Annotated in this window: 20 protein-coding genes, 2 tRNA genes and 1 pseudogene; 11 read left to right on the forward strand and 12 right to left on the reverse strand. The window is 60.7% G+C overall.

The window, feature by feature from the left end; all coding sequences use genetic code 11:
- The first annotated feature begins 3 nt into the window (after positions 1–3).
- Together AC3WJE_RS03215 and AC3WJE_RS03220 are read left to right on the forward strand one after the other, a co-directional pair.
- Positions 4–79 (forward strand) — tRNA-Gly (locus tag AC3WJE_RS03215).
- A 249-nt stretch (positions 80–328) separates the two neighbouring features.
- Positions 329–1234, forward strand: coding sequence for a LysR family transcriptional regulator (locus tag AC3WJE_RS03220; RefSeq protein WP_493729336.1), 906 nt, complete (start codon positions 329–331; stop codon positions 1232–1234).
- Between the two features lie 268 nt (positions 1235–1502).
- On the opposite strand, the gene AC3WJE_RS03225 is transcribed toward AC3WJE_RS03220, so the two are convergent.
- A complete protein-coding gene (locus tag AC3WJE_RS03225) occupies positions 1503–2093 on the reverse strand; it encodes a nucleotidyltransferase family protein (protein WP_493729337.1) in 591 nt (196 codons plus the stop codon).
- A 165-nt stretch (positions 2094–2258) separates the two neighbouring features.
- On the opposite strand from AC3WJE_RS03225, the gene AC3WJE_RS03230 reads away from it, so the two are divergent.
- Positions 2259–3155, forward strand: a complete 897-nt coding sequence (locus AC3WJE_RS03230) for a LysR family transcriptional regulator (RefSeq protein WP_493729338.1) — start codon at positions 2259–2261, stop codon at positions 3153–3155.
- Positions 3156–3306: 151 nt separating this feature from the next.
- Here AC3WJE_RS03230 and AC3WJE_RS03235 read toward each other — a convergent pair whose 3' ends face one another.
- Positions 3307–4236, reverse strand: a complete 930-nt coding sequence (locus AC3WJE_RS03235; protein WP_493729339.1) for an XdhC family protein — start codon at positions 4234–4236, stop codon at positions 3307–3309.
- 354 nt (positions 4237–4590) lie between these two features.
- Between AC3WJE_RS03235 and AC3WJE_RS03240 the strand changes: the two are divergent.
- The 5 genes and pseudogenes from AC3WJE_RS03240 to AC3WJE_RS03260 form a co-directional block, all read left to right on the forward strand.
- Positions 4591–5043, forward strand: a pseudogene (locus AC3WJE_RS03240) ((2Fe-2S)-binding protein); the annotation flags it as partial.
- A gap of 149 nt (positions 5044–5192) precedes the next feature.
- Positions 5193–7454 carry a xanthine dehydrogenase family protein molybdopterin-binding subunit gene (locus AC3WJE_RS03245; RefSeq protein ID WP_493729340.1) on the forward strand — a complete coding sequence of 754 codons (2262 nt, stop codon included), beginning with the start codon at positions 5193–5195 and terminating at the stop codon, positions 7452–7454.
- Positions 7455–7485: 31 nt separating this feature from the next.
- Entirely contained in the window at positions 7486–8850 is a 1365-nt protein-coding gene (locus AC3WJE_RS03250) for a c-type cytochrome (RefSeq protein WP_493729341.1), read from the forward strand.
- 314 nt (positions 8851–9164) lie between these two features.
- Positions 9165–9240 (forward strand) — tRNA-Gly (locus AC3WJE_RS03255).
- Between the two features lie 226 nt (positions 9241–9466).
- Positions 9467–11398: a tyrosine-type recombinase/integrase gene (locus AC3WJE_RS03260; RefSeq protein WP_493729342.1), complete on the forward strand. Its 1932-nt coding sequence runs from the start codon at positions 9467–9469 to the stop codon at positions 11396–11398.
- Between the two features lie 114 nt (positions 11399–11512).
- On the opposite strand, the gene AC3WJE_RS03265 is transcribed toward AC3WJE_RS03260, so the two are convergent.
- Complete coding sequence (locus tag AC3WJE_RS03265) at positions 11513–13897, reverse strand: type I restriction enzyme HsdR N-terminal domain-containing protein (protein ID WP_493729343.1); 2385 nt, start codon at positions 13895–13897, stop codon at positions 11513–11515.
- Between the two features lie 190 nt (positions 13898–14087).
- Between AC3WJE_RS03265 and AC3WJE_RS03270 the strand changes: the two genes are divergently transcribed.
- A complete protein-coding gene (locus tag AC3WJE_RS03270) occupies positions 14088–15389 on the forward strand; it encodes an RES family NAD+ phosphorylase (RefSeq protein WP_493729344.1) in 1302 nt (433 codons plus the stop codon).
- A gap of 183 nt (positions 15390–15572) precedes the next feature.
- Here AC3WJE_RS03270 and AC3WJE_RS03275 read toward each other — a convergent pair whose 3' ends face one another.
- Entirely contained in the window at positions 15573–16226 is a 654-nt protein-coding gene (locus AC3WJE_RS03275) for a substrate-binding domain-containing protein (protein WP_493729345.1), read from the reverse strand.
- 109 nt (positions 16227–16335) lie between these two features.
- Here AC3WJE_RS03275 and AC3WJE_RS03280 point away from each other — a divergent pair, with 109 nt between their 5' ends.
- A complete protein-coding gene (locus AC3WJE_RS03280) occupies positions 16336–16638 on the forward strand; it encodes a helix-turn-helix transcriptional regulator (protein WP_493729346.1) in 303 nt (100 codons plus the stop codon).
- Here the strand turns inward: AC3WJE_RS03280 and AC3WJE_RS03285 are convergent.
- Together AC3WJE_RS03285 and AC3WJE_RS03290 are read right to left on the reverse strand one after the other, a co-directional pair.
- The gene (locus AC3WJE_RS03285) at positions 16635–17537 is read right to left on the reverse strand and encodes a LysR family transcriptional regulator (protein WP_493729347.1); all 903 of its coding nucleotides are present in this window, start codon (positions 17535–17537) and stop codon (positions 16635–16637) included. The two genes, AC3WJE_RS03280 and AC3WJE_RS03285, sit on opposite strands and share 4 nt — an antisense overlap.
- Before the next feature lie 99 nt (positions 17538–17636).
- Positions 17637–18725 (reverse strand): NADH:flavin oxidoreductase/NADH oxidase, encoded by a 1089-nt coding sequence (locus AC3WJE_RS03290; RefSeq protein WP_493729348.1) that lies wholly within the window; start codon positions 18723–18725, stop codon positions 17637–17639.
- A 177-nt stretch (positions 18726–18902) separates the two neighbouring features.
- Here AC3WJE_RS03290 and AC3WJE_RS03295 point away from each other — a divergent pair, with 177 nt between their 5' ends.
- The gene (locus AC3WJE_RS03295) at positions 18903–19823 is read left to right on the forward strand and encodes an AraC family transcriptional regulator (protein WP_493729349.1); all 921 of its coding nucleotides are present in this window, start codon (positions 18903–18905) and stop codon (positions 19821–19823) included.
- A gap of 67 nt (positions 19824–19890) precedes the next feature.
- Here AC3WJE_RS03295 and AC3WJE_RS03300 read toward each other — a convergent pair whose 3' ends face one another.
- The 6 genes from AC3WJE_RS03300 to AC3WJE_RS03325 all read right to left on the reverse strand — a co-directional run bounded on the left by AC3WJE_RS03300 (position 19891) and on the right by AC3WJE_RS03325 (position 25578).
- Positions 19891–20301: a hypothetical protein gene (locus AC3WJE_RS03300; protein WP_493729350.1), complete on the reverse strand. Its 411-nt coding sequence runs from the start codon at positions 20299–20301 to the stop codon at positions 19891–19893.
- 16 nt (positions 20302–20317) lie between these two features.
- Complete coding sequence (locus AC3WJE_RS03305) at positions 20318–21217, reverse strand: FAD:protein FMN transferase (RefSeq protein ID WP_493729351.1); 900 nt, start codon at positions 21215–21217, stop codon at positions 20318–20320.
- A complete protein-coding gene (locus tag AC3WJE_RS03310; protein WP_493729352.1) occupies positions 21214–22068 on the reverse strand; it encodes an oxidoreductase in 855 nt (284 codons plus the stop codon). The genes AC3WJE_RS03305 and AC3WJE_RS03310 overlap by 4 nt, the downstream gene beginning before the upstream one ends.
- A gap of 47 nt (positions 22069–22115) precedes the next feature.
- Entirely contained in the window at positions 22116–22991 is an 876-nt protein-coding gene (locus AC3WJE_RS03315) for an SMP-30/gluconolactonase/LRE family protein (RefSeq protein ID WP_493729464.1), read from the reverse strand.
- A 241-nt stretch (positions 22992–23232) separates the two neighbouring features.
- Complete coding sequence (locus tag AC3WJE_RS03320; RefSeq protein WP_493729465.1) at positions 23233–24177, reverse strand: aldo/keto reductase; 945 nt, start codon at positions 24175–24177, stop codon at positions 23233–23235.
- Positions 24178–24480: 303 nt separating this feature from the next.
- Positions 24481–25578 (reverse strand): alpha/beta hydrolase, encoded by a 1098-nt coding sequence (locus tag AC3WJE_RS03325; RefSeq protein ID WP_493729353.1) that lies wholly within the window; start codon positions 25576–25578, stop codon positions 24481–24483.
- Positions 25579–25813: the final 235 nt, after the last annotated feature.

Here is a 25813-nt window from a genome sequence, read left to right on the forward strand (position 1 = left end):
CCAGCGGGAATAGCTCAGTTGGTAGAGCGCAACCTTGCCAAGGTTGAGGTCGCGAGTTCGAGTCTCGTTTCCCGCTCCATATATGGACTTGCAGAGGGCTGTCGGTACCTGCAGGTCATTCAGAAGAGAGCCAAGGCTCTCTTTTTTTGTGCCGGAACCCGCTGCGGAATCCAGGCTGTCGCTCCGGGCGGCAGGTGCGCGCAGGCAAGTAGCGGATTTCCCGAATGAATTTGGCCAGACGCCTCCTTGTATGGGCGGCGGGCGCAGCCGCGTGCCTTGAGTGATGGTGATATCGTCTTTGCGAGTGCCTGAACGAAGTTCGTGGATCATGCGAGACAACCTGCTCAAGGACTCTTTTGGCGGACTGTCGGCGTTTTTCGCTGTGGCCCGAGAAAGGAGCTTCACTCGCGCGGCTGCACGCCTGGGCCTGTCCCAAACGGCGGTAAGCCATGCCGTGCGATCGCTGGAAAAGAAGCTGGGTGTCCGCTTGCTTGCGCGCAACTCCCGCACGGTCGCGCCGACCGAGGCGGGCGAGCGGCTGCTCCTGACGGTGGCCCCCCAGTTCGAGGAAATCGATGATGAGCTGTCGTCATTGTCGGAACTGCGGGACAGTCCCACGGGGACGATACGAATTACCGCTTCGGATTACTCGATCCGGACGCTGATAGCCCCCAAGCTGAAGAAATTCCTGCCGAAGTATCCAGGCATCAAGGTCGAATTGTTTGCCGACAATGGACTCACCGATATCGCTGCCGATCGGTTCGATGCGGGTGTTCGTCTTGGCGAGTCCGTTGCTCAGGACATGATCGCCGTACGAATCAGTCCCGACATTCAGTTCGCCACGGTGGCCACCAAGCGTTATTTCGCCGGCCGCCCCATCCCAAAGAAGCCGGAAGACCTGATGCAGCACAACTGCATCAATCTGCGCTTGCCGACATACGGTGGTTTATGGGCATGGGAGTACGAAAAGGCAGGGCGAGAGGTGAACGTCCGTGTCGACGGGCAGTTGATCTACAACAGCATTTACGATTGCGTCGATGCCGCCGTGGCCGGCCTGGGAGTGGCCTATGTGCCGGAGGACTTGGCCAGGCCCTACGTGAAATCCGGGCACTTGGTTTCTGTTCTTGAAGACTGGTCTCCCCCGTGGTCGGGGCATCATCTGTACTATCCCAGCCGACGGCAGTCGTCGGGCGCGATGGCATTGCTCGTGGCGGCGTTACGTTACGAGCCGTAGTTGGACGATAGGCAAATCGTCGTTTCAGCCCTCGCCATACATGGAGCGTATTATGCACTTTCCCATGAGTGCGAAGCTGCTTGCGGCGCGCCGATACCGCATTGCGTGCTTTGTATCGACACGCCACAAGCGGCTTCCCGGAGGGCTGATCGTCAGCGGCAGGGAGTCGGCGCCGTTGATGACTAATGCAGCTCATGAAAAACGGCATAACAAGCTCCAGGCGCGATACCAGGATTCCGCGCACAGGTTCTGCCGAGTGTCGCGTCATTCAAGGACTGTGCCTTATCCGTGTACGCAGCAGTCGTTGGACGCGGCGGAGATCCTCTGACGTATCCACGTCACGGACGACACCGGCATCGTTGAGATGCAGGTCCAGGATGCTGCCGTTTTGTCGATGCGCGCGTACGACGGCGGCCGCGCCACCATCTCCGGAAAGGCCCGCAAGCGCATCGAAACACTCCGCCCGGAAACCGACAGGATGTCCATTGCTTTGCCTGTAATGTGGAACGACGATGGCGTGATCGGCCAGTGCCGCGGCAACACGTCGCAGTGATTGAGCGCGAATCAAGGGCAGGTCGCCGGGCAGAACGAGCCAGCCGGCCGCATCTGCAGTTGCTCTCACACCCATGGCGATCGAGTCGCCCATGCCAAGCGTGCCTCCTGCCGGTTGCACGACGTGGCAGTCCAGGCCGGAAGATTCCACCGCCTGCATCACATGCCATAGCACGGGCTTGCCTGCCAACAGGGCATCGAGCTTGTGGGACGTTCCCCCTGATGCAAGAAAGCGCTCACCACGCCCTGCAGCGAGGACGATGACGGTGATGGACCTGGTGGGTGGGAGGTTTTCGAGCCGGTTCATTGAGCGGTTCTTCCGCTGTGGTGGTGAGTTGATCCGCTTTGATGTGCACACACGTGGCAGAGAGTGGATGCGCCTGTTCGATCACCTCATAAGGATATTCTTCACGATGAGGCGATGTGCTGGGGGTTGATACAATCGGAAACACCTATGCGTGGTGGTCGATAAATGCCTCGGGAACATTACAGCGAGCTTCTTGTGCTGATCGCGGTCGCGCGGGAACGCAGTTTCACACGCGCCGCTGCTCAGCTCGGGATGTCGCAGTCGATGCTCAGCCACACGATCCGCGAAATGGAGGAGCGCCTGGGCGTGCGGCTGCTGACGCGTACCACCCGCAGCGTATCGGTCACCGAGGCCGGGGAACGGCTGTTGAAGGTGGTGACCCCCAGGCTGAAGATCGTCGAATCGGAGCTGCGCTCCATCACGGACTTGAGAGATGTTCCCGTTGGCACGATCCGGATGACCGCGATTGATCATGCCATCGATACGCTGCTGTGGCCGAAGCTCTCGGGAATTCTTGCGTCGTACCCGCAGATCAAGGTGGAGCTGAATGTCGATTACGCACTGACTGACATCGTGCAGGGTGGCTACGATTTCGGTGTGCGGCTTGGGGATGAACTTTCGAAGGACATGTCGGCCATTCGTATCGGGCCGGACCTGCGCTTCGCCATCATCGGAGCGCCTTCCTATCTTGCTTCGCGTCCGACGCCGGTAACGCCGGAAGAATTGGCCGATCACGATTGCATTAATCTTCGGCTTCCAGCGCGAGGCAGCCTGTACACCTGGAGGCTCAAGAAAGGGCAGCGCGAGATGAACGCAAGGGTGGATGGCCGGCTGGCATTCAACGGTTTCTATCAGATATTGAACGCCGCACTATCCGGCTATGGATTGGCCTATGTCCCGGAGGATCTGGCTCAGCCATATCTTGAGTCGGGAAAACTGCTGCCGGTGTTGAAACCGTGGTGGCGCAGGTTTCCGGGATATCACCTTTTCTATGCCAGCCAGCGTGAGACATCACGGGCGATGCAGGTGCTGATCGAGGCGCTGCGCCTGAAGAGAAAATAGCGCATGCCGGACCCGTCGCAAGCTGGGCGAACCTGAGAGCTGGAATCATTGTATTGATCAGGTTGCTTCATGGATCCGGTCGTATGGTTGGTGTTTTCATACGCCTTGCCGGCTCCTGCCCAATGACCTGCCCGGGAATGGATGACATGCCCTAGCCTGATGGAACTGCGGGAGTGACCTGCCTGGTGCGTGCCGCCGCGACGTCGGCCAGGACGGACAATGCAAGCGAGTGTGCATCGCGGGCCTTTGGGAAGATGCCGATAGGTGCTTTGATCCGTGCGATGTCCTGATCGGCATAGCCAAGTTGGGTCAATGCCGCGATCCGTCGGAGATGCGTACGGTGGCTGCCGAGTGCGCCGATATAGAACGGTGCCGAGGCCAATGTGGCGCGGAGGGCGACCAGTTCCTGGTCGAGATCGTGGAAGAGCAGGACCACGGCGGTGTCCGCATCGATGAGTTCGGAAGCCGAGCGTGGCTCGCAGGTGTCATGGGCATGCACGTCGTAACCGGCGGCCCGCGCCAGCTTTGTCGTGGTTTCGACCTCGATGGAACGGCCATAGATCACCAGGCGCGTGCGTGGGTGGTAGCCGATGTCGAAGTACTGGCCATTACTGCCGGTATCCAGCGCTCGCGGGACGTATTCGAGGGTATGCGGGCCGAGGGCGTAGCGCAGGCCGGCAGGCTTGCGGCGGTCCAGTGCGGCCAGTAGCGACAGTAGAGGTTGCGCGGAATCCAGGAGGTGGATATTCAACGTGATGCCACCGCCGCAGGGCAGGACGATATCGAAATAGCTCGATCCCAGGCCAAAGCTGACTTCCCTGTCTTCTCCTGCCGAAAGCGCTTCGAGGGCCTCGGCGGCGGCCGCAGCCTCGGTGCAGCCACCCGAGACGAAGCCGCAGTACCGGCCGTCCGCTCGGACTGCCATCTGGGAACCGAGCTGGCGTGCAGCGCCGCCGCGGATCTCAGTCAAGGTGACCAGCGCAGTGGGTACGCCTGCTGTGACGGCATCGGCCGCGTAGCGGAGAATCGCGGTGCTGTCGTCGCTCAGGATGTCCGGGTAGGGGGAGATGGGTTTAAGCATGATGCTCAGGTGATGTCGGACCACATGTCGGGATAGGCTCCCGGGGCATGGTTATCCTCGCCTATTCGAGACCACGACATGGCGTCATCCGACTGCATGTTGGTATGAACGCGACTCATGAATGTACCTGCCCCTTACCTTCAATTCACAAGGCTTGCACGGGGCGCGGAGCTACATCTGCAGCGCTGTATTTATCAACTTTATTGATAGGTCTTAGCAAGACAACGCTATGAGTGCCTGCGAGTGCCCGTGCTACCTTCGCCGAGCTACTCAGGGCACGCATTGGGGTGTCGTGTATGGCCCGCCGAGGTGTTGAGCCAGGGAGTTTGCTCCCAAGCAAAGGGTTGGTGAACCATGCAGCTTCAGATCAACGACAAGACCTACGAGATCCAGGCCGACGCCGATACGCCCCTGCTGTGGGTGATCCGCGACGAACTTGGCCTGACGGGGACGAAGTATGGTTGCGGGCTCGCGCAATGCGGGGCTTGTTCGGTGCTGGTGGATGGCGAGGTGGTGCGTTCCTGCGTCACGCCCGTGGAGGGCATGGTGGGGCGGAAGATCACCACGATTGAATCCATCGAAGACGATGATGTCGGCAAGCGCGTCGTCGCAGCCTGGGTCAAGCACCAGGTTCCTCAATGCGGTTATTGCCAGTCCGGCCAGGTCATGGCGGCAACCGCGCTGATCAAACAGCTTCCACATCCGACGAACGAGCAAATCGCCGCCGCGATGATCAACCTGTGCCGCTGTGGCACTTACAACGCGATCAACGCAGCGGTCCACGATCTGGCAGGTGGTGATGAAGCCGGCCCGGTTGCCGCGAGCACCGTATCGCGGACTTCAGAGCCTCCGGTGGGTCAGGCCGTCGTCGCCGCGACGATTGCCCTGGCCGGTGCTGCTGTCCTGGGAGCGAACCGCAAGGTTCCCGAGGCGGTCGATGGGGAGGGGGATGCATCATGACCACGTTGGTGGATAAACCCATCGCGGGCGAAGTCTTTCCGACCGGAGAGCAGCCGACCAATATTTCCCGCCGCCGTTTTCTGCTCGCCTCGGCAGGTACTGCCGCGGGAGCGCTGGTACTGGGCCTGGGCCTTCCGGTCGGCAAGGCGCGCGCTCAGGTTGCCGTCAGTGCGACGGTGCCGGGCACGCGGGTTCCCGCGTTCCTGGAAATCCGGCCGGACAACACGATCCGCTTTCTGAGCCCTTTCATGGAAGGCGGGCAGGGCATCTTCACCGCGATGGCGCAGATCGTTGGCGAAGAACTCGATGCCGATCCGGCGACCTTTATCGTGGACAGCGCGCCTGCCGGCACCGAATACAAGGTGATGGACAACGGCATGCGGATCACCGGCGGCAGCATGTCGGTGCGCATGAGTTATTCGACCATGCGCCGGCTGGGCGCGCTGGCGCGGCGAATGCTGCTGCAGGTGGCCTCGGTGCAACTCGGCGTGCCGATTGATGCGTTGACCACCGAGCCGGGCAAGGTCATCCATGCCGCGTCGGGGCGATCTCTGGACTATGGGCAACTGGCCGCGCGTGCCCTGGATCTGCCGGTGCCCGATCCGGACAGCGTGAAGTTGAAGGATCCCAGCGAGTTTCGTTGGATCGGCAAGCCGGTGCTGCGCCTGGATGCGCATGAAAAATCGACCGGCAAGGCGGTCTACAGCATCGACTGCCGCGTGGAAGGCATGTTGCAGGCGGCAGTGCAGCATGCGCCGCGGCTGGGATTGACGGTGGGCGCCATCCGCAACGAAGCGCAGGTCACGGCGATGAAAGGCGTGCATTCCTTGCACCGTCTGCCCGGCGCCGTGGCGGTGGTTGCCGAACGCTGGTGGGATGCCAAGCGCGCGGCGGAAGCAGTGCAGGTCGTCTGGGAAGAACCCACGCCGGATGCCGACGTGCGTTACATGCCCGCCGATTTCTCCACGGCGGCCTTCGTCGAGCGCCTCGCCAACGAGCCAGGGCAGGGCGATGACGCGGAGGTGGTCGGCGATGTCGGTGCGGCGTTCAAGCGTGCCAAGACGATCGTCAGTGCGACCTATCACAGTCAATACCTCAACCACGCGCAGTTGGAGCCGCCTTCGGCCCTGGCCCGGTTCAACCCGGATGGGACGCTGGAATTGTGGGTTCCCAATCAGGCGCCGGAGATGTTCCAGGACGACATTGCCAAGCGCACCGGCTTGCCTGCCGAGAAGATCCTCATCCACTCGCCGTTGCTGGGGGGATTCTTCGGCCGTCATTTTCTTTACAACGCCGCCGTGCCTTATCCGCAGGCGATCCAACTGGCCAAGGAAACCGGGCGTCCAGTCAAGGTCATCTGGAGCCGTGAGGAAGAGTTCCTGCGCGATGCCTTGCGCCCCATGGCCGCTGTCCGCTTTCGTGGTGGACTCGATGCACAGGGCACACCGATTGCCCTGGAGGCGATAAGCGCTACGGAAGGCCCGACCGAAGGCATCAACAACAAGCGCGGCGAGAAGATCGACGACAGCGCGGTGGAAGGGCTGATCGACAAGTCCTACACGATTGCCGATCGACGGATCGCCCAGCTCTACGTGAAGTCTCCGATGGCCGTTGGCTACTGGCGTTCGGTCGGCAGTTCGATGAACGACTTCTTCTATGAGACGTTTCTCGACGAGTTGGCCGACATGGGCGGGCAGGATCCGTATGAGCTGCGAATGCGGCTGTTGCAGGGAAATCAGCGGCTGACCACGCTGCTGCGTGCGGTCGATGAATTGTCCGGTGGCTGGAAGCGCGGCCCCTTCACCGCCGAGGACGGTACGCGCCGCGCGCGCGGCGTGGCGATGGCCAAGGCGTTCGGTACCGAGACGGCGGTGATCGCGGAGGTTTCGATCGAGCATGGACAGGTCAAGGTGCACGACATCTGGGAAGCAATCGATCCCGGCAGCATCGTCAATCCCGCCATCGTCGAGGCGCAGGTGAACGGCGCGGTGGCGCTGGGGCTTTCCGAAGTGCTGCTGGAAGAGGCCGTCTATGAGCACGGCATGCCGGTGGCCCGCAACTACGACATGTATCCGATCCTGCCACCCAACCGCATGGCGCGCGTACACGTGCGGATCGTCGAGAGTGGCGAAAAGATGGGCGGCATCGGCGAGCCGCCATTGCCGGCCGTGCCGCCGGCCGTGGCCAATGCGGTTTCCCACTTGACCGACCAGCGGATTCGCAGCATGCCGCTCTCGCACTACAACTTCACCCGTTAGCAAGACCGCCTTGCCCAGGTCGCAACGTCATATGAAAAAGCACCGGTTGAGAAAATTCCTTGTTCCCGTGCTGCTGGTCTGCCTGGTCGTGGCGGCCGGTGTGGCGTGGTTTGCGAGCCGTACGCCGTCCTCGCCTTTCGATGGTGTTGCCAATACGCAAGCACCACCCGCCGAGTTGATCCAGCGGGGTGAATATGTCGCTCGTCTCAGCGATTGCGTGGCCTGTCACAGCACGCCAAGCAGCGCACCTTTCGCCGGTGGTCTCGAAATGGCCACCCCCCTGGGTTCGATCTTCGCCACCAACATCACGCCCGACAAGGAAACCGGCATCGGCAGCTACAGCCTGGCGGAGTTCGACCGGGCATTGCGCCATGGCGTTGCGCGCTCCGGTCACCGGCTTTATCCGGCAATGCCTTATCCGTCCTACGCCAAGCTCAGCGACGAGGACGTGCGCGCGCTCTATGCGTATTTCATGAATGATGTTCGACCTGTCCACCAGGAAAACAAGCCGAGCGACATTCCCTGGCCATTGAACATGCGCTGGCCGCTGGCGCTTTGGAACGGTGTTTTCGCCGAACCGGGCACATACCAGTCGGAAAGCTCGCGCGATGCGCTATGGAATCGCGGCGCTTACATTGTCCAGGGCCCGGGCCACTGCGGCAGTTGCCACACGCCACGCGGGCTGGCGATGAACGAGAAAGGGCTTGATGAAAGCAGTCCACGCTATCTTTCAGGGGCATTGCTGGATGGTTGGTATGCCCCGAGTCTTCGGGGCGATGCAAACACCGGGATCGGTCGCTGGAGCGAGCAGGACATCCATCAGTTCCTCAAGACCGGACGCAACCAGCACGCCGTCGTCTTTGGCTCGATGACCGACGTGTTCAACAACTCCACGCAGTACATGAGCGACGAGGACCTGAAGGCGGTCGCGCACTATCTCAAATCGCTGCCAGGTGATCCCGGGCGTGATGGAGCGCCATGGCAATACGATGCAGCTTCCAACGCGACGCTGGCGCTTGATCAGCGGTTGAAAGTTCCCGGAGCACAGACCTTCATGGCCAAGTGCAGTTCCTGTCACGGCCAGGACGGACGCGGACAGAGTCCGTGGATTCCTCCCCTGGCAGGATCCACATCATCCATGGCGCAGCAGAACGCCTCTTCGATCAACGTGACGCTGAATGGATCCGGTCGCATCGTCGCCAATGGCGTGCCGGACGCCTATCGCATGCCCCCCTTCCGCAAGCAGCTCTCCGACCAGGAAATCGCCGACGTTCTGACGTTCGTCCGTACATCCTGGGGCAACCGCGGCGGCTCGGTGAAGCCTGAGGAAGTGAAGGACCTGCGTGGACGGACGAACCCGGCCAGCAGTCAGCCTGTCATCCTGCAGATGCGTTGATGCTGTGACTGCGTTGCGCGCTTTGCCTTGGTCGCCCGCCTGAACCGCAGCGCACGCCTTGTCTCGACGCGCTACAAGCGGCTTCGCACTCATGAAAAGTGCATGACACGCTCTGGAAGCTCCAGGTATCGCTCGCACATCAGGCGACGTTACGTTGTTGGGGTCGATGACGCGCCATGAACTCAATGAGCTCCATAAGCACATCGCAGCACCCATCAATGGACGGCTGGCTACCCGCGGAAACGGGCCTGGGTCCTGGTGAGGATTGGAGGGCTGGTACAGGCGAAGAATCTTTCGTATCATATGCAGCTCACGCGGGAATAGCTCAGTTGGTAGAGCGCAACCTTGCCAAGGTTGAGGTCGCGAGTTCGAGTCTCGTTTCCCGCTCCAATTTACGATCTACAGACATCCACTGACGTCTGTAAGTCGTTGAAAACAGGGGCTTCGGCCCCTTTTTTCATTCCAGGGCCGTCCACCGAAATCCACCGACAGCCAGCGTTTTTGAGGCCAGAATTGAGGCCAAAGAATGCGGGTGGATCCAGGACCGGATTGTTGCTGGGCCAGGAGTGGAACCGTGACGAGCATTGAGCCTAAGTCTCAACTTAGGAGCTCGATGATGGCACTCTCTGATCTGATCGTCCGCCAAGCCAAGACGACTGGCAAACTTTACAACCTCCCCGATCTTGATGGCCTCGGCCTGGTGGTCTCACCGGTCGGTGGCAAGTCGTGGCACTTCCGCTACTACTGGCTCGGCAAGCAAAAGCGCATCTCTCTGGGTAACTATCCCGAGATCGGCTTGCGCGATGCCCGCATCTTGCGCGACGAAGCCAGGGCCCTGCTGGCCAAGGGCATCAACCCCCACACTGATCGCAAGCAGAAGCGGCATGCGATCCAGCTTGCGGCCGAGCACACCTTCAAGGCGGTCTTCGACGCGTGGGTGGAGCATCGCCGCAAGGAGCTCAAGGAGGGTCGCCAGAGCACGCTCTCGCAGATCCTGCGGATCTTTGACCGTGATGTGCTGCCCAGCCTGGGCAAGATGTCGATTTTCGACATCCGCCGGCCCCAGCTCTTGGGCGTGCTGGCGAAGATCGAGGAACGCAAGGCCTTCACCACCGCTGAAAAGGTTCGGACCTGGTTCCGACAGATGTTCCGCTATGCCCTGGTGATCGCCGAAGGAATGGAGGTCAATCCGGCCTCGGATCTTGACGTGGTTGCGGCCCCAAAGCCGCCGACCGCCCACAACCCCTATCTGCGACTGCATGAGCTGCCCGAGATGCTCCTGAAGCTGCGCGACTACCGTCGGCGTGGTCTGCAGACGCAGTTGGGCATCCGTCTCTTGTTCCTGACGGGTGTGCGCACCGGCGAGCTGCGCCTGGCTACCCCCGACCAGTTTGACCTGGATCGTGGCCTCTGGATCATCCCACCCGAGTTCGTCAAGCAATTGCAGGACGAGATGCGCAAGGCTGGCAAGCGGCCCCAGGATGTCCCGCCCTATGTTGTTCCGCTCTCCCTGCAGGCCATTGAGGTCGTGCGGTACCTCCTTGGTGAAATGAAGCCGGCCCAGCGGTATCTTCTGGCGCACCGCAGCGAGCTCAAGAAGCGCATCAGCGAAAACACGCTCAACAGCGCTTTGCGCCGGATGGGCTACGAAGATCAACTGACCGGCCATGGCATCCGTGGCACGTTGTCGACTGCGCTCAACGAGGTTGGCTACCCCAAGATCTGGGTGGATGCCCAGCTGTCCCATTCCGATCCGAACAAGGTCAGCTCTGCGTACAACCATGCCAAGTACGTCGAGCCGCGGCGCCGCATGATGCAGGATTGGGCCGACCGCCTGGACCTCTTGGAGCAGGGGCAGGTGGAAGCTGCAAGCGCGCATCTCACGATCCACATCGAAGGCGTGCCGGCGATGGCTGACGGCGAGAAACTGGCCGAGGCTGCAATTGCGGCGGCAATGGGCAATGCGCCAACTGCGGGTGGCGTGCCCATCGTTGTCAGCCCAGGCGGCCAAGGCGCTGGATTCCAGCGCCTGTCCCCTGTCCCGATCGTGCAGGCGCCTGCGGTGCAGGAACCCGAGGTGTCTGGCATCCAGCGCGAGCGCGAGGAGATGCTGGCGATCTACGAGGCGCCGAGCAGCCTGCCTGTGCCGCTGTTCGCCAAGCTGGCGGGCAAGTCCAAGGACCAGGTCAACCGCGAATTGAAGGCGGGCAAGCTGCTGTCCATCAGCATCGGCAACCGCGGACAGCGCGTGCCTGACTGGCAACTTGTGCCGCTCAAGCTCAAGCTTGCGCAGGTGATGTTGAACCAAGCCGCGCACGCTGAAGCGTGGGAGCTGTACCACCTGCTGACGAAGCCCCATCCCGGGCTGGACGATCGCGCAGCCGTGGACATTGTGACGCCGACCAATCTGGATAAGGTCGTGCAGGCGTTGCTGGGTCCCCAACAGCTGGCATCGGAGGCCGTTGCCGAATCAGCCGAGTTCTCCGCGCCCGTTCGCGAAAGCGTGAGGCGCCTAGTGGACAATGCTGCCGCGCTGGAGACTGTGTAGCTTTGTGCTGGATGGAGGGGCGACGACACACCGTCGCCCTTCTCCACAGGGCGTCATCCTTGCCCACCTCCTTTTGACGGGCCATGGACGGGCGCTTTGGCCGCTTGGCTCTCATCAGATCCGTGGTGAAGGTTCCTCCGTATCACCCATGGCCTCCCGCAGCTTCGGAAGAATCACGGCCTTGAGTTGAGCCTTCGCCCATTCGCTTCTTGCGTGAGTCTCGAAGCCGGCCAGAACCCCAAGCGCGATATGTACCCGGGAGAGCAAGGCAACTGAGCCCGAACTGGCCGCAGTCGCGACCCAGTTGTCCGCCTGATCCTCGGCAGCGGAAAGATAGTCGAGGATGCCGAGCGTGACGGGTTCTATGACCCCGGCGTCCGAATGCACGATGGATACGCCATCGGGCATGTCCAGCGTCGGCAGCATCCGCAGCGATTGCGGCCCCCGATTTCCACGCAGAGGCACACGGCACGTCCCAATCTGCAGCAGCAGGTTCGGGTCTTCTCTTACGGCCCCATGGTCCCCCATCACCTCGAAAGGCGTGGATGCCACGTGAGACAAGATCAGCCAGGGGTGGATATTCTTGTAGCTGACCTGTTCATCATCGCCGAGGTCAATCTCGTGCTGCTCCCCATCAATGACGACAACGCCTTTGCCATCGGGCTGGAATTTGATGTCCATCATGGCGCCGTTGGGTAACACCATCGCGTAGTGACCGCCTGTATCCAACACCTCGCGTTCGGGGGGCATCGCCACCAGCGCGCTGATGAGGCCGACGGGTAGGCCATTCGGACGCTTGGCGGCATCGACAATGGCCTGCGCTGCCACCACCTCGCCAAGCGGAAGATTGCTTGCAGCGCCGGCAATCCACGCAGCGGTTTCGTACAGATCCTCCTTCGAGCGCTTCACAAGTTCATCGGCCAGTGCGTGCGCCATCTCGCTGGCCAGCAGCTCTGGTAGTCGAACCAGGATTGTCGCGCCCGCCACGTCGTGCATGCCAGGGCGAACGAATCCATGATCGATCAGCCATTGCAGATCATCGAGCTCAAGCTCCGCTTTGACCGCGGTGCGGCGGATGATGCCCATCTCCAGTTGCTGGAGCACGATTTCGGGCGGCCGGGATTGGTCCTGCGCATCCGCAATCATCGAGCGCGCCAGGCCCCTGAACCTTCGTCGCAGTTCGTGGTGTTGCGCGAAACGCTTGCGAACGACCTCCAGCAACCGCGGCCCGAGCAGCGAAGGCAGCGAAAGCGCCTGCGTCTCGGGCTTGCCCTTGAGCGCAGCCTGGCCAGAGCCGCTGATAGCTCGCAGCACCCACGGCTCTCGATACTCGGGCGCCATCTCGGCGCCATTAATCAAGTACAGGCGGCGCTGTCCCAAAAGGGCTCGAGCAAGCTTGAATTCGCGGTCGCGCAGGTGTCCAACGCTTACGACCTTGGATCGGCGTCCCAACGGTGAAAGCGAAAGCTGGTTTGGCGTCTTGAGCACGCTCTGCGCCACAGCGTCATCCATTGCGACCACCACCGCCAGGGAGGGGCCGAACGCATTGGAAGAGAGATCCTCGATCTCCCGCACCGATGCAGTGTCTGCTGCACGCAGGCCGTCAAATGCCAGGACGAGCCGCACGCCATCGTGGTTTGAGATCCGGTTCAGCCAGTCCCGTGCCTCTTGCGGCGATACGGGCCAGCTCAGCGAACGCGAGAGGGCGTCGGCCAGAGTTTGGAGCACGCCACCGCCAACACCCGCCTCGACGTACAGGGTGGCGAGGGCATCGCTCTGCTCCGTGCGCGCACAAAGTTCGCGAAGCACATTGCTCTTGCCGGCGAGAGGAGGACCTTGCAGCACCAGTAGCTTCTTCCCTACAACCAGGTTTCGCCACAACAGATGGGTGGCAGCGCGCGGAGCGAGAAAATCAGCGGCGAATGGCAGTGCTGGTTCATCCGAGGATGCTGTGAGCTCTTCGATCGTCTCGGTTGATACGCGGCGAACGGCTTGCATCCACACATTCGGTGTTGTGCCCATCAGGGTGTCGATAGCATGCCGAATGTCTGCCCCGGCGACGCGGCTTGCTTGCGTGATGAGGTCTTTGAATGCCTCCGCAGTTGCAGTCGCTGGTTGCCAAGGATTTCCCGTACACGTCTCCAGGATCCTGACGTCGGTGCCGTTCGTGACCACTACGAGCGGCGCCTGAGGCTGCACCAGCCTTGCATACGAAAGGCCTTGCGCGCCATCGTCATCGGTCAACGTGAGGCCGGGCCTCTTCAGCTCCATGATGGCCAGAGGCTGGTCGTCCTTCTCCAATAGGATGTCCAGTCGCGCCTCGGTACGAGACTTTCCAGCATTGACCTCCAAGGTCTGCCTTCCGAACTTGAAGGTGAATTTGATCTGGTGCTTGATGTCACCGTCGGGCATCCAAGGAAATGCCACTTTGATCGCCGCCCGGGCGCGCGCCTCCAGATCGGCTTCTGTCTCGTCGGTTGTTGCACGTTTGATTGGCATATTGCTCCCTTGTACGTGGATTCATTCTCCATCGTAGCCCGCCAAACTGACGCCATGGGCTGTAGTTCGCCGAGGTTGGAAAACGCATGTCATAGTTCTATCAATTGATGGAAGTTGCGAACTGCTTTGAGGATTCCATATGAGCTTTATATGTGCTGACTGCGTTGGGGAGCCATACCTGCAGCGCCTGGTGCAGGACGCCGCTACGCAGGAGAATCCTTGCGAGTATTGCGATCGCGATGCGCCGGCCGCAGAGCTATGGGAGGTGGCACGGCTATGCGAGGAAGTCATCGATACATTTTTCGAGGAATCCAGCAACACGATGGCGGTAATCCATTTCGGTCGAACTCCTGCCGGAAATGATCTGCAGACAACGATTTCAGAGTTGACAGGCATGCCACAGGAGGCCGTCGAGGTTGTCGTTGAGCACCTGGGCAATCTCTGGTACGACGCTGGTTCTGGAGAATCGCGCTACGGCGATGATGACCCCTGGTTTGTCCTCAAGTCGTCGATGGCCGAGCCACTCGGTCACGCTTGGCGTGAGATGGAAGACAGCCTGCGTTCTGACGTGCGCTACTTCAATCCCAAGGCGCTGGCGTTGCTCGACACGATCTTTGGTGAGCTCACTAGTGATCGAGACAAGGAGGGGCGGCCGGTCGTCTTTGAAGCGGGTCCGGGCACATCGCTGAAGACGCTCTACCGGGGCAGAGTGTTCCAAACTGAGGATGCGCTGGTTGCCGCACTACGCTGGCCTGAACGCTTTCTGGGTTCCCCTCCGGTGGGTCTCGGTGCTGCCGGACGAATGAATGGGCAGGGCCAACCTGCTTTCTACGGCGCCACGGCTCCTGAAATCTGCATTGCCGAGGTGCGTCCCCCGGTGGGTAGCCGGATTGCACTGGCTGCGTTTGAGGTGATTCGCCCACTGCGCCTTTTGGATCTTAGACGACTGGCGACCGTTGAGTTGCGTCCGGATGCCAGCCTGTTTGATCCGGCTACACGCTCCGCGGCGCAGCGACGCGACTTCCTGAGGACGTTGGGCGAGCGGCTGTCGGCGCCAGTGGTCCCCGAACTACAGGATCGGGACTACCTTGTCACGCAAGCTGTTGCGGACTATTTAGCTGCTCATGCGACGTTGAATGTCGACGGCATCATCTACCCCTCGGCACAAAGCCGGCGCCCTGAAGAGCCCCCGGTTGGTGACAACGTCGTCTTGTTTCGCAAGGCCTGCGACGTGACCAGTGCTGACGGAAGCGGCGCCACTGCCGAGATCGCTCTGTGGGAGTACGAGGAAGAAGGGCCGGGCCGCTGGTTCAGCCCATCGATCAACTTCGTGGATCGGGACCCCTCGTGGCATGGACACCGCGCGGTGCATCCGGCGCTGTCGCTGATACGGGACTCGATGGTCATTCATGAAATATCTGCTGTGCGCTACGACAGCAAGCCGCATCCTGTGGAGGGTGTCACCTCTCTCAATGACCGGCACGATTGTTGAACGATACGTTGGGGCCAAGTCGATGATGTGAACCTTCTTGATCCGGCGCACGTTTTCGGCGGCGGGGGAATCGCGCAGCGGTGCCGCGAACTACAAATGCGGCGTACCGCTGTGTGTGGATGAGCTGCGGCTGGTCGTCGTGAAACCCGCGGCTGATTCAATGCGACATCAATTGCCGCACGCTTAACTTGCCCGAATCTGGCGACCTCCTTTCGCAGAAAAGGCACCCAGTGATCGCTGGATAAAGCGTTCGACAGTGGGCGATTGTCTGCCGCCGGGCCAATACAGGCGCACTTCTAGGAATGTCCTCTTCGCAAGCGGACGCATTACGACGCCCCATTGAGGGGCTTGGGCAATGCGTGATCTTGGTGCAATCCCTACGCCATACCCTGCGGCTACAAGACATGCGAACACGGCGAAGGACTTCGCGATGTGTGCGGCGTTGCCAGTGTTCTCTGGAGAAAAATCGACCAATCTACTCGGTGATCCTTGCGGTCCGGAGCCCCAGTGGATCAAGGGGTAGTCCCGAAGTGCTGCGGTTGGCACCGATGCGTGTGCCAGCAGCGGAGACCTGACTGAGAGCGCCACGGCCAACTCTTCCCGCCACAGAGTCCGTGAGTTCAGGCCAGTTGGAAACGTCGTCCCTCCTGCGAGCCCAACATCAAACGCCCCGTAGGCTAAGCCCTTGAACAGACTTTCTGCTGGTGTCTCTCTCACGCGCACCGAGGACTCCGGCTCCTCGGCGCGCTGCTGCGCTAGGAGAGGCGCCAAGCTTGCGGTGGGGGTGCCTTGCGATACGCCAATAAGTATCACCGGCGGTTGACTAGGAATGGCCATGCGCGCGATGCCAGGCAAGTGGTGGACGAAACCCAAGATCAAAGAAATATCATATCAAGAGTTAAAGTTAACGTGGTTTAAATTGCACTGATATTCGACGCTTCTGTTGATGCAGAAGCCGACAATCTCAAGAGGTCGCCCGCGAGGCGCGACAACCTATGAACCAGCACCTGCGCAGGCCTTCGGTCAGGCGGTTCGTGATGCACGCGTGGAGCAGGGCTTGGCGCAGGAGCAGCTGGCGTCCCTGGCGGCCATTGAACGCTCTCATATGGGCAAGATCGAGCGTGGCGAGCACATGCCAACCCTCGCGCTCATACTTAGAATCGCGGCGGCTCTGGATTTGAGTGCTGCTGATCTGATGGCTGCCACGGAACTGCACTTGCGTAGCTGCACACAGCGCAGTTCTGACTAGGAGGTTAGATCCTCTTCTCCTTGGGTACGCAGGCGTTCAGCGAACCGTTCCAGAAGAAAATTGGGTTTCGATTGCATTGAGCGGAGCAAATACGTTGTGAGCACCGCATCTTCTGATGCAATGGGGCGGGCGACGATGTCCGGGTGGCGGCATACAGCCGTCCTGACCGAGGACGTGAATCCGATCCCATAGCCCGCCGCGACCAACGTGAGCATCATCTCAGCGGAGGCTACGTGTTCGACAAAGGTAGGTCTGCGTTCTGCCGAACTTAGAATACGAGTGAGTTCGCGACAGTAGCCCTCGCATAGTTGCGGGTCGCACATGATCAGTGGGAATCGCACCAATTCATCCAAAGGAATCTCCTTATGAACAAGGAGTGGATGACGTGAAGGCACTGCCGCCAGCACAGATGCATGCCACACGGGTTCGGCGATGATGTTCCCTCCTACATCATCGGTATGTGCAAAGCCAAGACTGAAATCCTCTGACCGTAAACCTCGCAGTTGCTCTGCTAACGGCACTTCACTGATACGTATATCGATCTCCGGCTCTTCTTGGCGGCAGCGCGTCAGAAAGTCCGAAAATCGTGAATCAACTGCTCCATCTGAAATTGCAATGCGTAGGCTGCCTTGGCGGCCGGCAATTACCGATTTAACATTCTCTCGCGCCTGATCCAGGGTCGTAAAAATGCGCCGCACATCTTGGAGAAATACCGTCCCTGTTTCCGTCAGTTTAGTTCCTCGCCGATCACGATCGAACAGCAGTGTGCCTAGTTCCTCTTCGAGCTCTTTGATTGTTCGTGATAGAGGCGATTGCTCGATGTGAAGGCGTTCGGCAGCCCTGGTGAAATGCAATTCTTCTGCGAGAACTACAAAGCAGCGCAAGTGTCGTAATTCCATTCATCAATTCCATGTCGAAACGCAGATTTTCCCGAGCTGGCACTCGTGTTGGAAGATGTGACGGCTCGCAGTCGATTGCATGCCGCTGGCGGTGAACGCTCACCACCTACGCAGCCAATAGGCGTAAGGCGCTGGGAGCACTGACGCCGGCTCCTCGATCTCCAGTTCTCTTGCCGCCTGGAAAGTCCAGTGCGGATTGGCCAAAAGGCTACGGGCAATGCACACGAGATCGAGCTTGCCCTCGCGCACGAATGCGTCGGCTTCGCTGGCGCTGGTAATCAGCCAACTGGTGCTCACGGGGAGATGGGTCTCGGTTCGAATCCGGTGTGCATACGGCACCATGAAGTTAGGTGCCCAGGGCACTTGCTCTGTGGGTGTAGACAGGGCCAGCCCGACATCGACCAGATCAACACCAGCCTCTTTGAGCCAGTGCACGACCTGGACAGCTTCATCAGCCGATTGCGCAGCGCCATCGTCGAATTCCACGATACCGAGGCGTACCGTCAGCGGCAGATGGTCTGGCCAGACCTGCTGCACGGCAGCGACCGTCTCGATCAGGAAGCGGGCGCGATTCTCCAATGGACCACCGTACGCATCGGTTCGCGCATTCGCATGACGTGACAGAAAACTCTGGGCTAGGAAGCCGTGCGCGAAGTGAAGTTCCAGCCATTCGAAACCAGCGTCTACGGCGCGGCGGGCGGCATCGGCGAAGTCCTGCTGAACTCGCCGGATATCCTGCAGTGTCATCTCGCGCGGAATGTTCGGCTCGCTTGGCATGTAGGGCCGCGCGCTGGGCGCTATTGCCTCCCAGGCGCGCTGATCATCCTTGGGCAGAGGCGATCCTCCCTCCCAGGGTGGCGTGCAGCCTGCTTTACGGCCTGCATGGGCAAGTTGGATCCCTGGTAACGCGCCGCCTTCCCTGATGCCATGCACGATGCGCTTGAAGCCATCGACGTGGGCATCACTCCACAGCCCTAGGTCTCCCGGGGTGATGCGACCCTCCGGCGACACAGAAGTGGCTTCGACCACCAGCAGGCCCACGCCGCCTCGCGCGAGCATCGGGTAGTGAACATGGTGCCAATCATTCACAAAGCCGTCGATCGCTTGGTACTGGCACATCGGCGACGCCACGATGCGATTACGTAACGTGATGCCTTTAAGTGGGTACGAAGAAAAAAGCGATGACATAGGTGCTCCAGAAGGGAGTTTTGACCAATGTTTCAGTGTCTCTGGATCATGCGATTTGCAGTTGTCGAATATGGGCAATTTCTTGCCTAAAACGATGGGGTTGCGCTGAAATATGAAAACGTGTGGCACTGCTTGGTGATATGCTGAAAGCTGCCTCATCCACCAAGGAGACACTTCATGCACACGCACGGGACATTGGAGGTCGTCGGGGGGCAAGCCGATAACGGAAGTGCTCTGGCTCGAACTGTTGCCAGGTTTGCCCGAACTGACGGTGATCACCACACGGCGATACCCGAGCTATCATTCCATCGTCGCAATGCCGTCACCCAGCCATTGCACTGCATTTATGGCGTCGGCCTGGGCGTTGTTCTACAAGGCGCCAAGCAGGTGACGCTTGGCGAAGAGGTTGTCGATTACCGGGAAGGTCAGTCGATGCTGACGACCATCGATCTTCCAGTCCTTGCGCGTGTGACGCAGGCGAGCATGCGGGAGCCTTTTCTCGGTTTGATGCTGACGCTGGATGTTCGATCCATCATGCAAATCGCTTCAGAGCTGGAGCTACCGCTGCCAGAGAAGGCTTGTTCTTGCCAACCTGTGACCATCGAGAAGCTCGACACCGCGTTGGCCGACGCCCTGATCCGGTTGGTAAACTTGCTGGACGAGCCTGCACTGGTGTCCAAGCTGGCACCTCTGATTCAGCAGGAAATCACGATCCGGCTGCTGACGGGCTCCCATGGACCGCAGTTAAGGCACTTGGTCACCGCTGGCGCTCCCGGTCAGAAAATCGCCAAGGCAGTCAGTTGGCTCAAGCAGAACTTCACCGAGCCATTGCACGTCGACGAGTTGGCGGAGCGCGCTCGCATGAGCCCCTCCACGTTCAGGCAGCACTTCCGTACCATCACTGGCATGAGCCCGTTGCAGTTCCAGAAGCAGTTGCGGCTGCAGGAAGCGCGGCAACTGATGCTCAACCAGAACCTCGATGCAGGTCATGCGGGCGGACTCGTCGGCTATGAGAGCGCCTCCCAGTTCAACCGCGAGTACAGCCGCCTGTTCGGTGCGCCGCCTCAGCGCGACGTCAAGCGCATGAGGATGAACTGAGAAAGGGTGGAGTGCCCGAGCGAGTTGCTACGTCCCCTGCCAGCCCCTCCTGAAATGTGATCCTTCCTTAGGGCCTGCGCGCTTGCTCGCGGATGCGCTCCAGGGCCGCATTGAAGCCGTCGGGCGTGCCGCTGGAGCCTGCCAGCTTGCCAACTCGCACTTCTGCAAGAGGGCGGCCTTTGACCAGCGCTGGCACGGCCTCAGCGAAGCGGCGTTGGTAGTCCAGCGATGTCAGGTCGGTGGCATGGGTGCGCACGGAGACGGTTTGTATGAGGTCCTCGGCGAGCGTGAGCGTGACCGTCAGTTTCGAGGGCAGGCCACCGTACAGTCCTTCGGCCGTGTAGGTACCGTTCAGATAACGGGTTTCGTTGCGGCCCGGCACAGATGTCGCGACCTCGGAGCCGGCCGACGCTTCACCACACACAGCAAACAAGGTCGCGGTGGTGGCGAGTGCACGCGCAAGGGATTTATGGATCATCGTCGCTCTCCTCATATCAAACAAAAATTTCACCCTCAAGCCCTGCTGACCATTCGGCGCGCCCGTCGGCAAACATCCGAACGAACTCAAATGATCCCGCGCTCGCCAGCTGTGAAGGGTCAACGAAGAACAGTGCCGTGGCCAAGCCATCCGCCGTCATCGCGTCGTCTGCCACGACCCAAGTGGCCATGATGTCCTGCGCAGGCACACCGGTGCGCGCGTCAAGGATGTGGTGCAAGCCTTCTCCCCATCGCCGCCGATTCGAGGAGGATGCACACAGTGCACGTGCCTTGAGGTTGGCGATACCAATGACGCGGTCTGGGTGTCGAGGATCCTCCAGGCCCACCGCGAGTGCGTTATCGCCGGTTTGCAGGAGGTCACCGCTCGCATCGATCAGATGATCCGAGTGACCGGCATCGCAAAGCAGGTCGCCAATCAGATCGACCAGCAATCCCTTGCCGGCAGCGCCGACATCGATCACGAGGGGGGCACTGCAGGTCAGCAAGCATCCCTGGCGCGCAACGTCATTCGTCCAGCAGGGGCGTCGATAGGCTGCCCGTTCAGCCATTGGAGCCGGAACCAGCCCGTAGTGGCGGTCATAACCGAGCAGCTCCAGGTCACGGCCGATGAGCGGGTCGACCGCGCCAGCCGTCGCGGCATGCAGTTGGTCGTATAGATCGAACAGACGATGGGCTTCCACTGGAAAGCGGAATCGCCCGCCGCGGTCCGCGCGCGCGATCTCACTGACCAGGGAATCCTCTCGGAACCGCGACCACGTCGCGTCGAAGGCTTCTGCGCTGTTGAGGATGGCCTGGCGCAGCGGCTGCTCGATCGGTTGGGGTGTTTCTATCGCCCAGCGCGTGCCGATCGCGTCAAAGGCGAATCTGTCGAGTCCATCGGCTCCGTACCCGTTCATCGATCCGGGAAATCGGCGGAGATGCTCATTGCGCGCACCTGCTCGAGTTGCGCCAGCCGGCTACGGTGATCGGCCAGCACTGCGTCGTACCCCCATTCACCCAGCGGCAGGTGCCGTGGCGGCGTTGCCATCTGGACGAGCTTAATCATTACGTAGGCCGCGCGCGCCGGATCGCCCGCCTGGGTGCCGCTCGATGCCTTGGTGGAATCGAGCCGCTTACCGGCAACTTCTTCGTAGTCTGCGATGCGCGTCGGGGTCTGGCGAAGCGAGCGCCCCGCCCAATCGGTACGGAAAGGTCCAGGCTCAATGCAGGTGATGCGGATGCCCAGCGGTGCCACTTCGGCCAGCAGTGCGTCCGAGAAGCCTTCGACGGCATGCTTGGATGCTGCATAGTAGCCTGAACCTGGGTACCCGATCAGTCCGGCTACTGATGTGATGTTGAGGATGTGCCCACTGCGTCGGGCCCGCATTATGGGCAGTACCGCGCGAGTGACGGCGAACAGGCCAAAGACATTGGCGTCGAACTGGGCGCGGATCTCCGCTTCGATGCCTTCTTCCACGGAACTCTGGTAGCCATAGCCCGCGTTGTTGACCAGTACATCGATCCGGCCGAACAGTGCCTGCGCCGCGTCAACGGCAGCATCGATCTGATCGCTGCGGGTGACGTCGAGATCAAGGAGAAGAACGCGATCTTCAGCGCCGGTGGCAAGGTCAGCGATTCTCTCCTTGTCCCGCGCCGTTGCGACCAGGCGCCAACCTTGGTCCACGATGCGTTGGGCCAGAGCACGGCCCAGCCCGCTCGAGCAGCCGGTGACGAACCAGACGGGCTTGTGGTATGCGTCGTTGCTCATGATCTATGCCTTTCTGCTTTTTGTAAGGCGCCGAGCGCTGATAGGGGTCACTGGTGCGAGAACAGCGCCGGCCCCGTGGCGAATCCGATGGTGCGAAACACGGTCGCGCCACGCGCCCCACCACCATCGTTGGCAACGAAGTAGATTTCGTTCGTGCCGGGCTTGAACGCGAGGCTGGTCGTGAGCAGGAAGCGGCCCTGGTCCCGCCCCGGCACCAGGATCTGACCAATCGGCAAGCCGTTGCGATTGAAGACGAGGATGCGCCCTTGCTGGAAGATGGCCGCATACACATTGCCATCAGCATCCACGCGCAAGCCGTCAGGCGCTGGTCCGGTAAAGTGGTAGGCGATAGCCGTGCCCATAGTCGCGACGGTCGTCGCATCGTCGAGAGTGATTTTGTGAAGCACATTGCGTGCGTACTCGGTGACCCACAGTGTCTTCTCATCCGGCGACAGGGCCACGCCATTGGCTGCAGCAAGGTTGCGCAGGATGGGGGTGATTCGCCCGTCGGGAGCTGAGTAGTACACGCCTCCCGTGGGCTCGGTGGAGCGGCCCTTGAGGTCTGTGAAGTAGAAGCCGCCCACGCTGTCGAAGACCAGATCGTCCGGGAAGTAGCCTGCGCTTGGCGCAACCACTTGCGTATGTTTGCTGCCATCTGGCCCGAAAGCGACAATACTGCCGCCCGTCGCCATGTCTCCAACCTCGGCGACGAATAGGCGCGCGTCCTTGTGAATAGCGAGGCCCGTGGGCGTGATCGCGTTTTCGCTTTTGTCCACAGCAGTCGTGACAGCCTTGTTGGGCGCGACCTTGAGCACCCTTCCACTGAACATATCCACGAACAGCAGGTTGCCGGCCCTGTCGAAGACTGCGCCTTCCAGAAAATGGGGTTGGTCGACCAACTCCAGCCACGGCTCTGCGGTCACCGTCTGCAAGCCAGCCTCAGACGGCGGTATCGGAACAGGCGTTCGATTCGCAGTGGTGTAGGCAAGCCCGGTCGGCGCTTGTCGAGGCGCGCTTTGCTGGGCATGGTTCGCAGAGCACAAGAGAAGCGACAAGGTTACCGCGACGGCAGCGACCTGGCCCTGATATAGCTTCATCAAACAGTGTCCCTGTGCTTTTTTCAGTGGGGGTCAGGTACTCGTCGTACCGACCTGATTGAGCAACTTAGCGCCGACGGGCTTCCACACCGTTGTGTGTCGTGGCGGGGTTCGACACACGAGGTCCGACCACGGGCGCCTGAGCCAGGTCAGCCGCAATCTGCCGCAGTTCGTCAGCCGTCAGCCTGACGGCTGCAGCGCCCAGGTTCTCGGCTAAATGCCAGGGATCGGTCGTGCCTGGGATCGGTACGATCCACGGCTTCTGGGCCATTAGCCATGCGAGCGAGAATTGCGCGGTGGTTACGCCTTTGCGCTCGGCCCATCGGCTGACGACGCCGAAGAAGGCCATGTTCGCTTTCATGTTGTCGGGCAAGAACCGCGGAATTGTCGAGCGGTGATCGTCCGAGCCGAACCGGGTGCCTTCGCCGAACCGGCCGGTGAGAAAGCCTCGCGCCACCGGACCCCATGGAACGAAGCCGATGCCCAGTTCCTCGCAGATGGACAGAATCTCGCCCTCGGGGCTCCGTTCCATCAACGAGTACTCGTTTTGCACGGCAGCGACTGATAGCTCTGCGTGCGCCCGGCGTAGCGTGTTGGGTCCGGGTTCGGAAAGACCGAAGTGCTTGACCTTGCCGGCCTTGACCAGGTCCTTCACGGTGCCGGCGACATCCTCGATCGGAACGTCCGGATCGACACGGTGCTGGTACAGCAGGTCGATCACATCCACCTTGAGCCGTTTGAGGGAGCCATCCACAGCCTGCCGGATGTGCTCGGGACGGCTGTTGCGGGCGCCCGTCGGCTTGCCGTCCTGGTAGGCGAAGCCAAACTTGGTGGCGATTGTCACCTTATTGCGAAACGGCGCCAGTGCCTCGCCGACGATCTCTTCGTTGACGAACGGACCATAGATCTCGGCGGTGTCGAAGAAGGTGACCCCGCGTTCGACGGCGGCGCGGATCACTGCGATCATTCGCTGCCGGCCGGGGAGCGGCAGAAAGTACGCGCTGGCAGACATGCATCCTAGGCCGATAGATGACACTTCCAGGGCACCAAGCCTGCGCGTTCGGCTGACGTCCGCTGGAGATGTCAAAACGCCCGTGGCGCCGGCAGAGCGGAGTGCAGGTAGATTTTGCGTGGCCGCAGAAAGCGGAACGCTCGCAGCGATTGCTGTGCCTGCGACGGCCAGGAGGTCACGGCGACTGATTCCCAGGCCTTGCGGCGAAGATGGCTTGTTGTTGTCGTTCATGGATCACTCCCTTTGGGGTGAATCGGCTACCACCTGCTTTGCTCGACGTAGATCACGTGGAGGGGTCAGGTTTCAGGCCAGATTGCGGCGAAAGAACGCATTGAGCTTTTCGACCGCGGGCGTGACGTACTGCGGCTTGTCGTACATGTCGATGTGAGTTGCACCTGGCACCAAGAAGAGTTCTTTCGGCTCGGCCGCCTTCTTGATGGCGTTCTCGCTGGTGTACAGGCTGTCCGCATTGGCGCCAGCGATCATTAGAATGGGCCGCGGTGCGATCGTCTCGATCTGATCGAACGCGAAAAAAGACATCTGTGCGGGAAGCGAAGAGAACACGGCGCGAGTGGGCGCATTGGGATGTTGGCCCCGTGCCGTCTTGTAGTACTCATAGCCTTCGCGATACATGACAGGGGTGCTTGCGGTGAAATCCTTGGTGGATTCCGGCACCGTGGGAACCAAGCGGATAGGCTCGCCGCGAGCCTCTCGACTGCGCTGCGCTACCGCGTCCTGCAGCAGTTTCATGCGTTCTTCGTAGCTGCGGTTGTTTGCCAGGCCACTCCGACGCAGATCGCCGATATCTGCCGCACTCACAGTAGCCACCGCTCGGATGCGAAGCTCCGTCTGGGCCGCATTCACGACATAGCCGCCACCACCGCAAATGCCAAGGGAGCCTATTCGGTTTGCATCCACCTGCGGATGGTTGCTCAGAAAGTCGATCGAGCTACTGATGTCATCGACGCGCGCCGTGGGGAGCTCCATCAGGCGCGGCAGGCCGCCACTGTCGCCCTGGTACGACGCGTCGTAAGCTAGAGTGATGAAGCCCTGTTCGGCCAGACGCAGTGCGTAAAGGCCCGAGGTCTGTTCCTTGACCCCGCCAATGGGATGCGTCACGACGATCGCGGGGTACTTCTTGGTTGGGTCAAAGTTGGCGGGCTTGAACAGGTTGGCGGCGATTTGGGTCTGTGTGTTCCTGTTCGGATAGTTGACGCGCTCGACCACAATATTCTTAGTGTCAGGATGGCCGATAACAGCCAAGCCCGCTGGAGCAGCGGCTTGCGCCGCGGCTGGAACCGAAGCCAGCAAACCGGATCCGGCGACCACAGCCCCACTCATGGCGATTGCTGATGTGCCCAGGAATTTGCGGCGATGCGCATTGATTTCGATATTGTCCATAGCTGGCCCCTTAATTAAAGATGGTGAAAGAATGTGGCTCGCAGGAGCATTGCGCACCTTGCCCTCAAGCCGTTTGTAAATTTTGAATCCAGTGGCAGGGATCTCTGTCTGCTGATTGCCTGTCAGTCCGGTATTTCAGACATCGATGCACAGGCGTCTATATCTGAGATGAGCTCGAAGGCCGACCTCCAATGAGCTCCCGGGAAAGACGCTGCAAAGGAGAGCGACCACAACT

This window comes from Pseudomonas sp. GW821-FHT07E12 (genome assembly GCF_058986605.1).

Excerpts from the sequence above, each read along its gene's own strand:
- AC3WJE_RS03220 (WP_493729336.1), top strand. The coding sequence starts at position 329 with ATGCGAGACAACCTGCTCAAGGACTCTTTTGGCGGACTGTCGGCGTTT.
- AC3WJE_RS03225 (WP_493729337.1), bottom strand. The coding sequence starts at position 2,093 with ATGAACCGGCTCGAAAACCTCCCACCCACCAGGTCCATCACCGTCATC.
- AC3WJE_RS03230 (WP_493729338.1), top strand. The coding sequence starts at position 2,259 with ATGCCTCGGGAACATTACAGCGAGCTTCTTGTGCTGATCGCGGTCGCG.
- AC3WJE_RS03235 (WP_493729339.1), bottom strand. The coding sequence starts at position 4,236 with ATGCTTAAACCCATCTCCCCCTACCCGGACATCCTGAGCGACGACAGC.
- AC3WJE_RS03245 (WP_493729340.1), top strand. The coding sequence starts at position 5,193 with ATGACCACGTTGGTGGATAAACCCATCGCGGGCGAAGTCTTTCCGACC.
- AC3WJE_RS03250 (WP_493729341.1), top strand. The coding sequence starts at position 7,486 with ATGAAAAAGCACCGGTTGAGAAAATTCCTTGTTCCCGTGCTGCTGGTC.
- AC3WJE_RS03260 (WP_493729342.1), top strand. The coding sequence starts at position 9,467 with ATGGCACTCTCTGATCTGATCGTCCGCCAAGCCAAGACGACTGGCAAA.
- AC3WJE_RS03265 (WP_493729343.1), bottom strand. The coding sequence starts at position 13,897 with ATGCCAATCAAACGTGCAACAACCGACGAGACAGAAGCCGATCTGGAG.
- AC3WJE_RS03275 (WP_493729345.1), bottom strand. The coding sequence starts at position 16,226 with ATGGCCATTCCTAGTCAACCGCCGGTGATACTTATTGGCGTATCGCAA.
- AC3WJE_RS03280 (WP_493729346.1), top strand. The coding sequence starts at position 16,336 with ATGCAGAAGCCGACAATCTCAAGAGGTCGCCCGCGAGGCGCGACAACC.
- AC3WJE_RS03285 (WP_493729347.1), bottom strand. The coding sequence starts at position 17,537 with ATGGAATTACGACACTTGCGCTGCTTTGTAGTTCTCGCAGAAGAATTG.
- AC3WJE_RS03290 (WP_493729348.1), bottom strand. The coding sequence starts at position 18,725 with ATGTCATCGCTTTTTTCTTCGTACCCACTTAAAGGCATCACGTTACGT.
- AC3WJE_RS03295 (WP_493729349.1), top strand. The coding sequence starts at position 18,903 with ATGCACACGCACGGGACATTGGAGGTCGTCGGGGGGCAAGCCGATAAC.
- AC3WJE_RS03300 (WP_493729350.1), bottom strand. The coding sequence starts at position 20,301 with ATGATCCATAAATCCCTTGCGCGTGCACTCGCCACCACCGCGACCTTG.
- AC3WJE_RS03305 (WP_493729351.1), bottom strand. The coding sequence starts at position 21,217 with ATGAACGGGTACGGAGCCGATGGACTCGACAGATTCGCCTTTGACGCG.
- AC3WJE_RS03310 (WP_493729352.1), bottom strand. The coding sequence starts at position 22,068 with ATGAGCAACGACGCATACCACAAGCCCGTCTGGTTCGTCACCGGCTGC.
- AC3WJE_RS03320 (WP_493729465.1), bottom strand. The coding sequence starts at position 24,177 with ATGTCTGCCAGCGCGTACTTTCTGCCGCTCCCCGGCCGGCAGCGAATG.
- AC3WJE_RS03325 (WP_493729353.1), bottom strand. The coding sequence starts at position 25,578 with ATGGACAATATCGAAATCAATGCGCATCGCCGCAAATTCCTGGGCACA.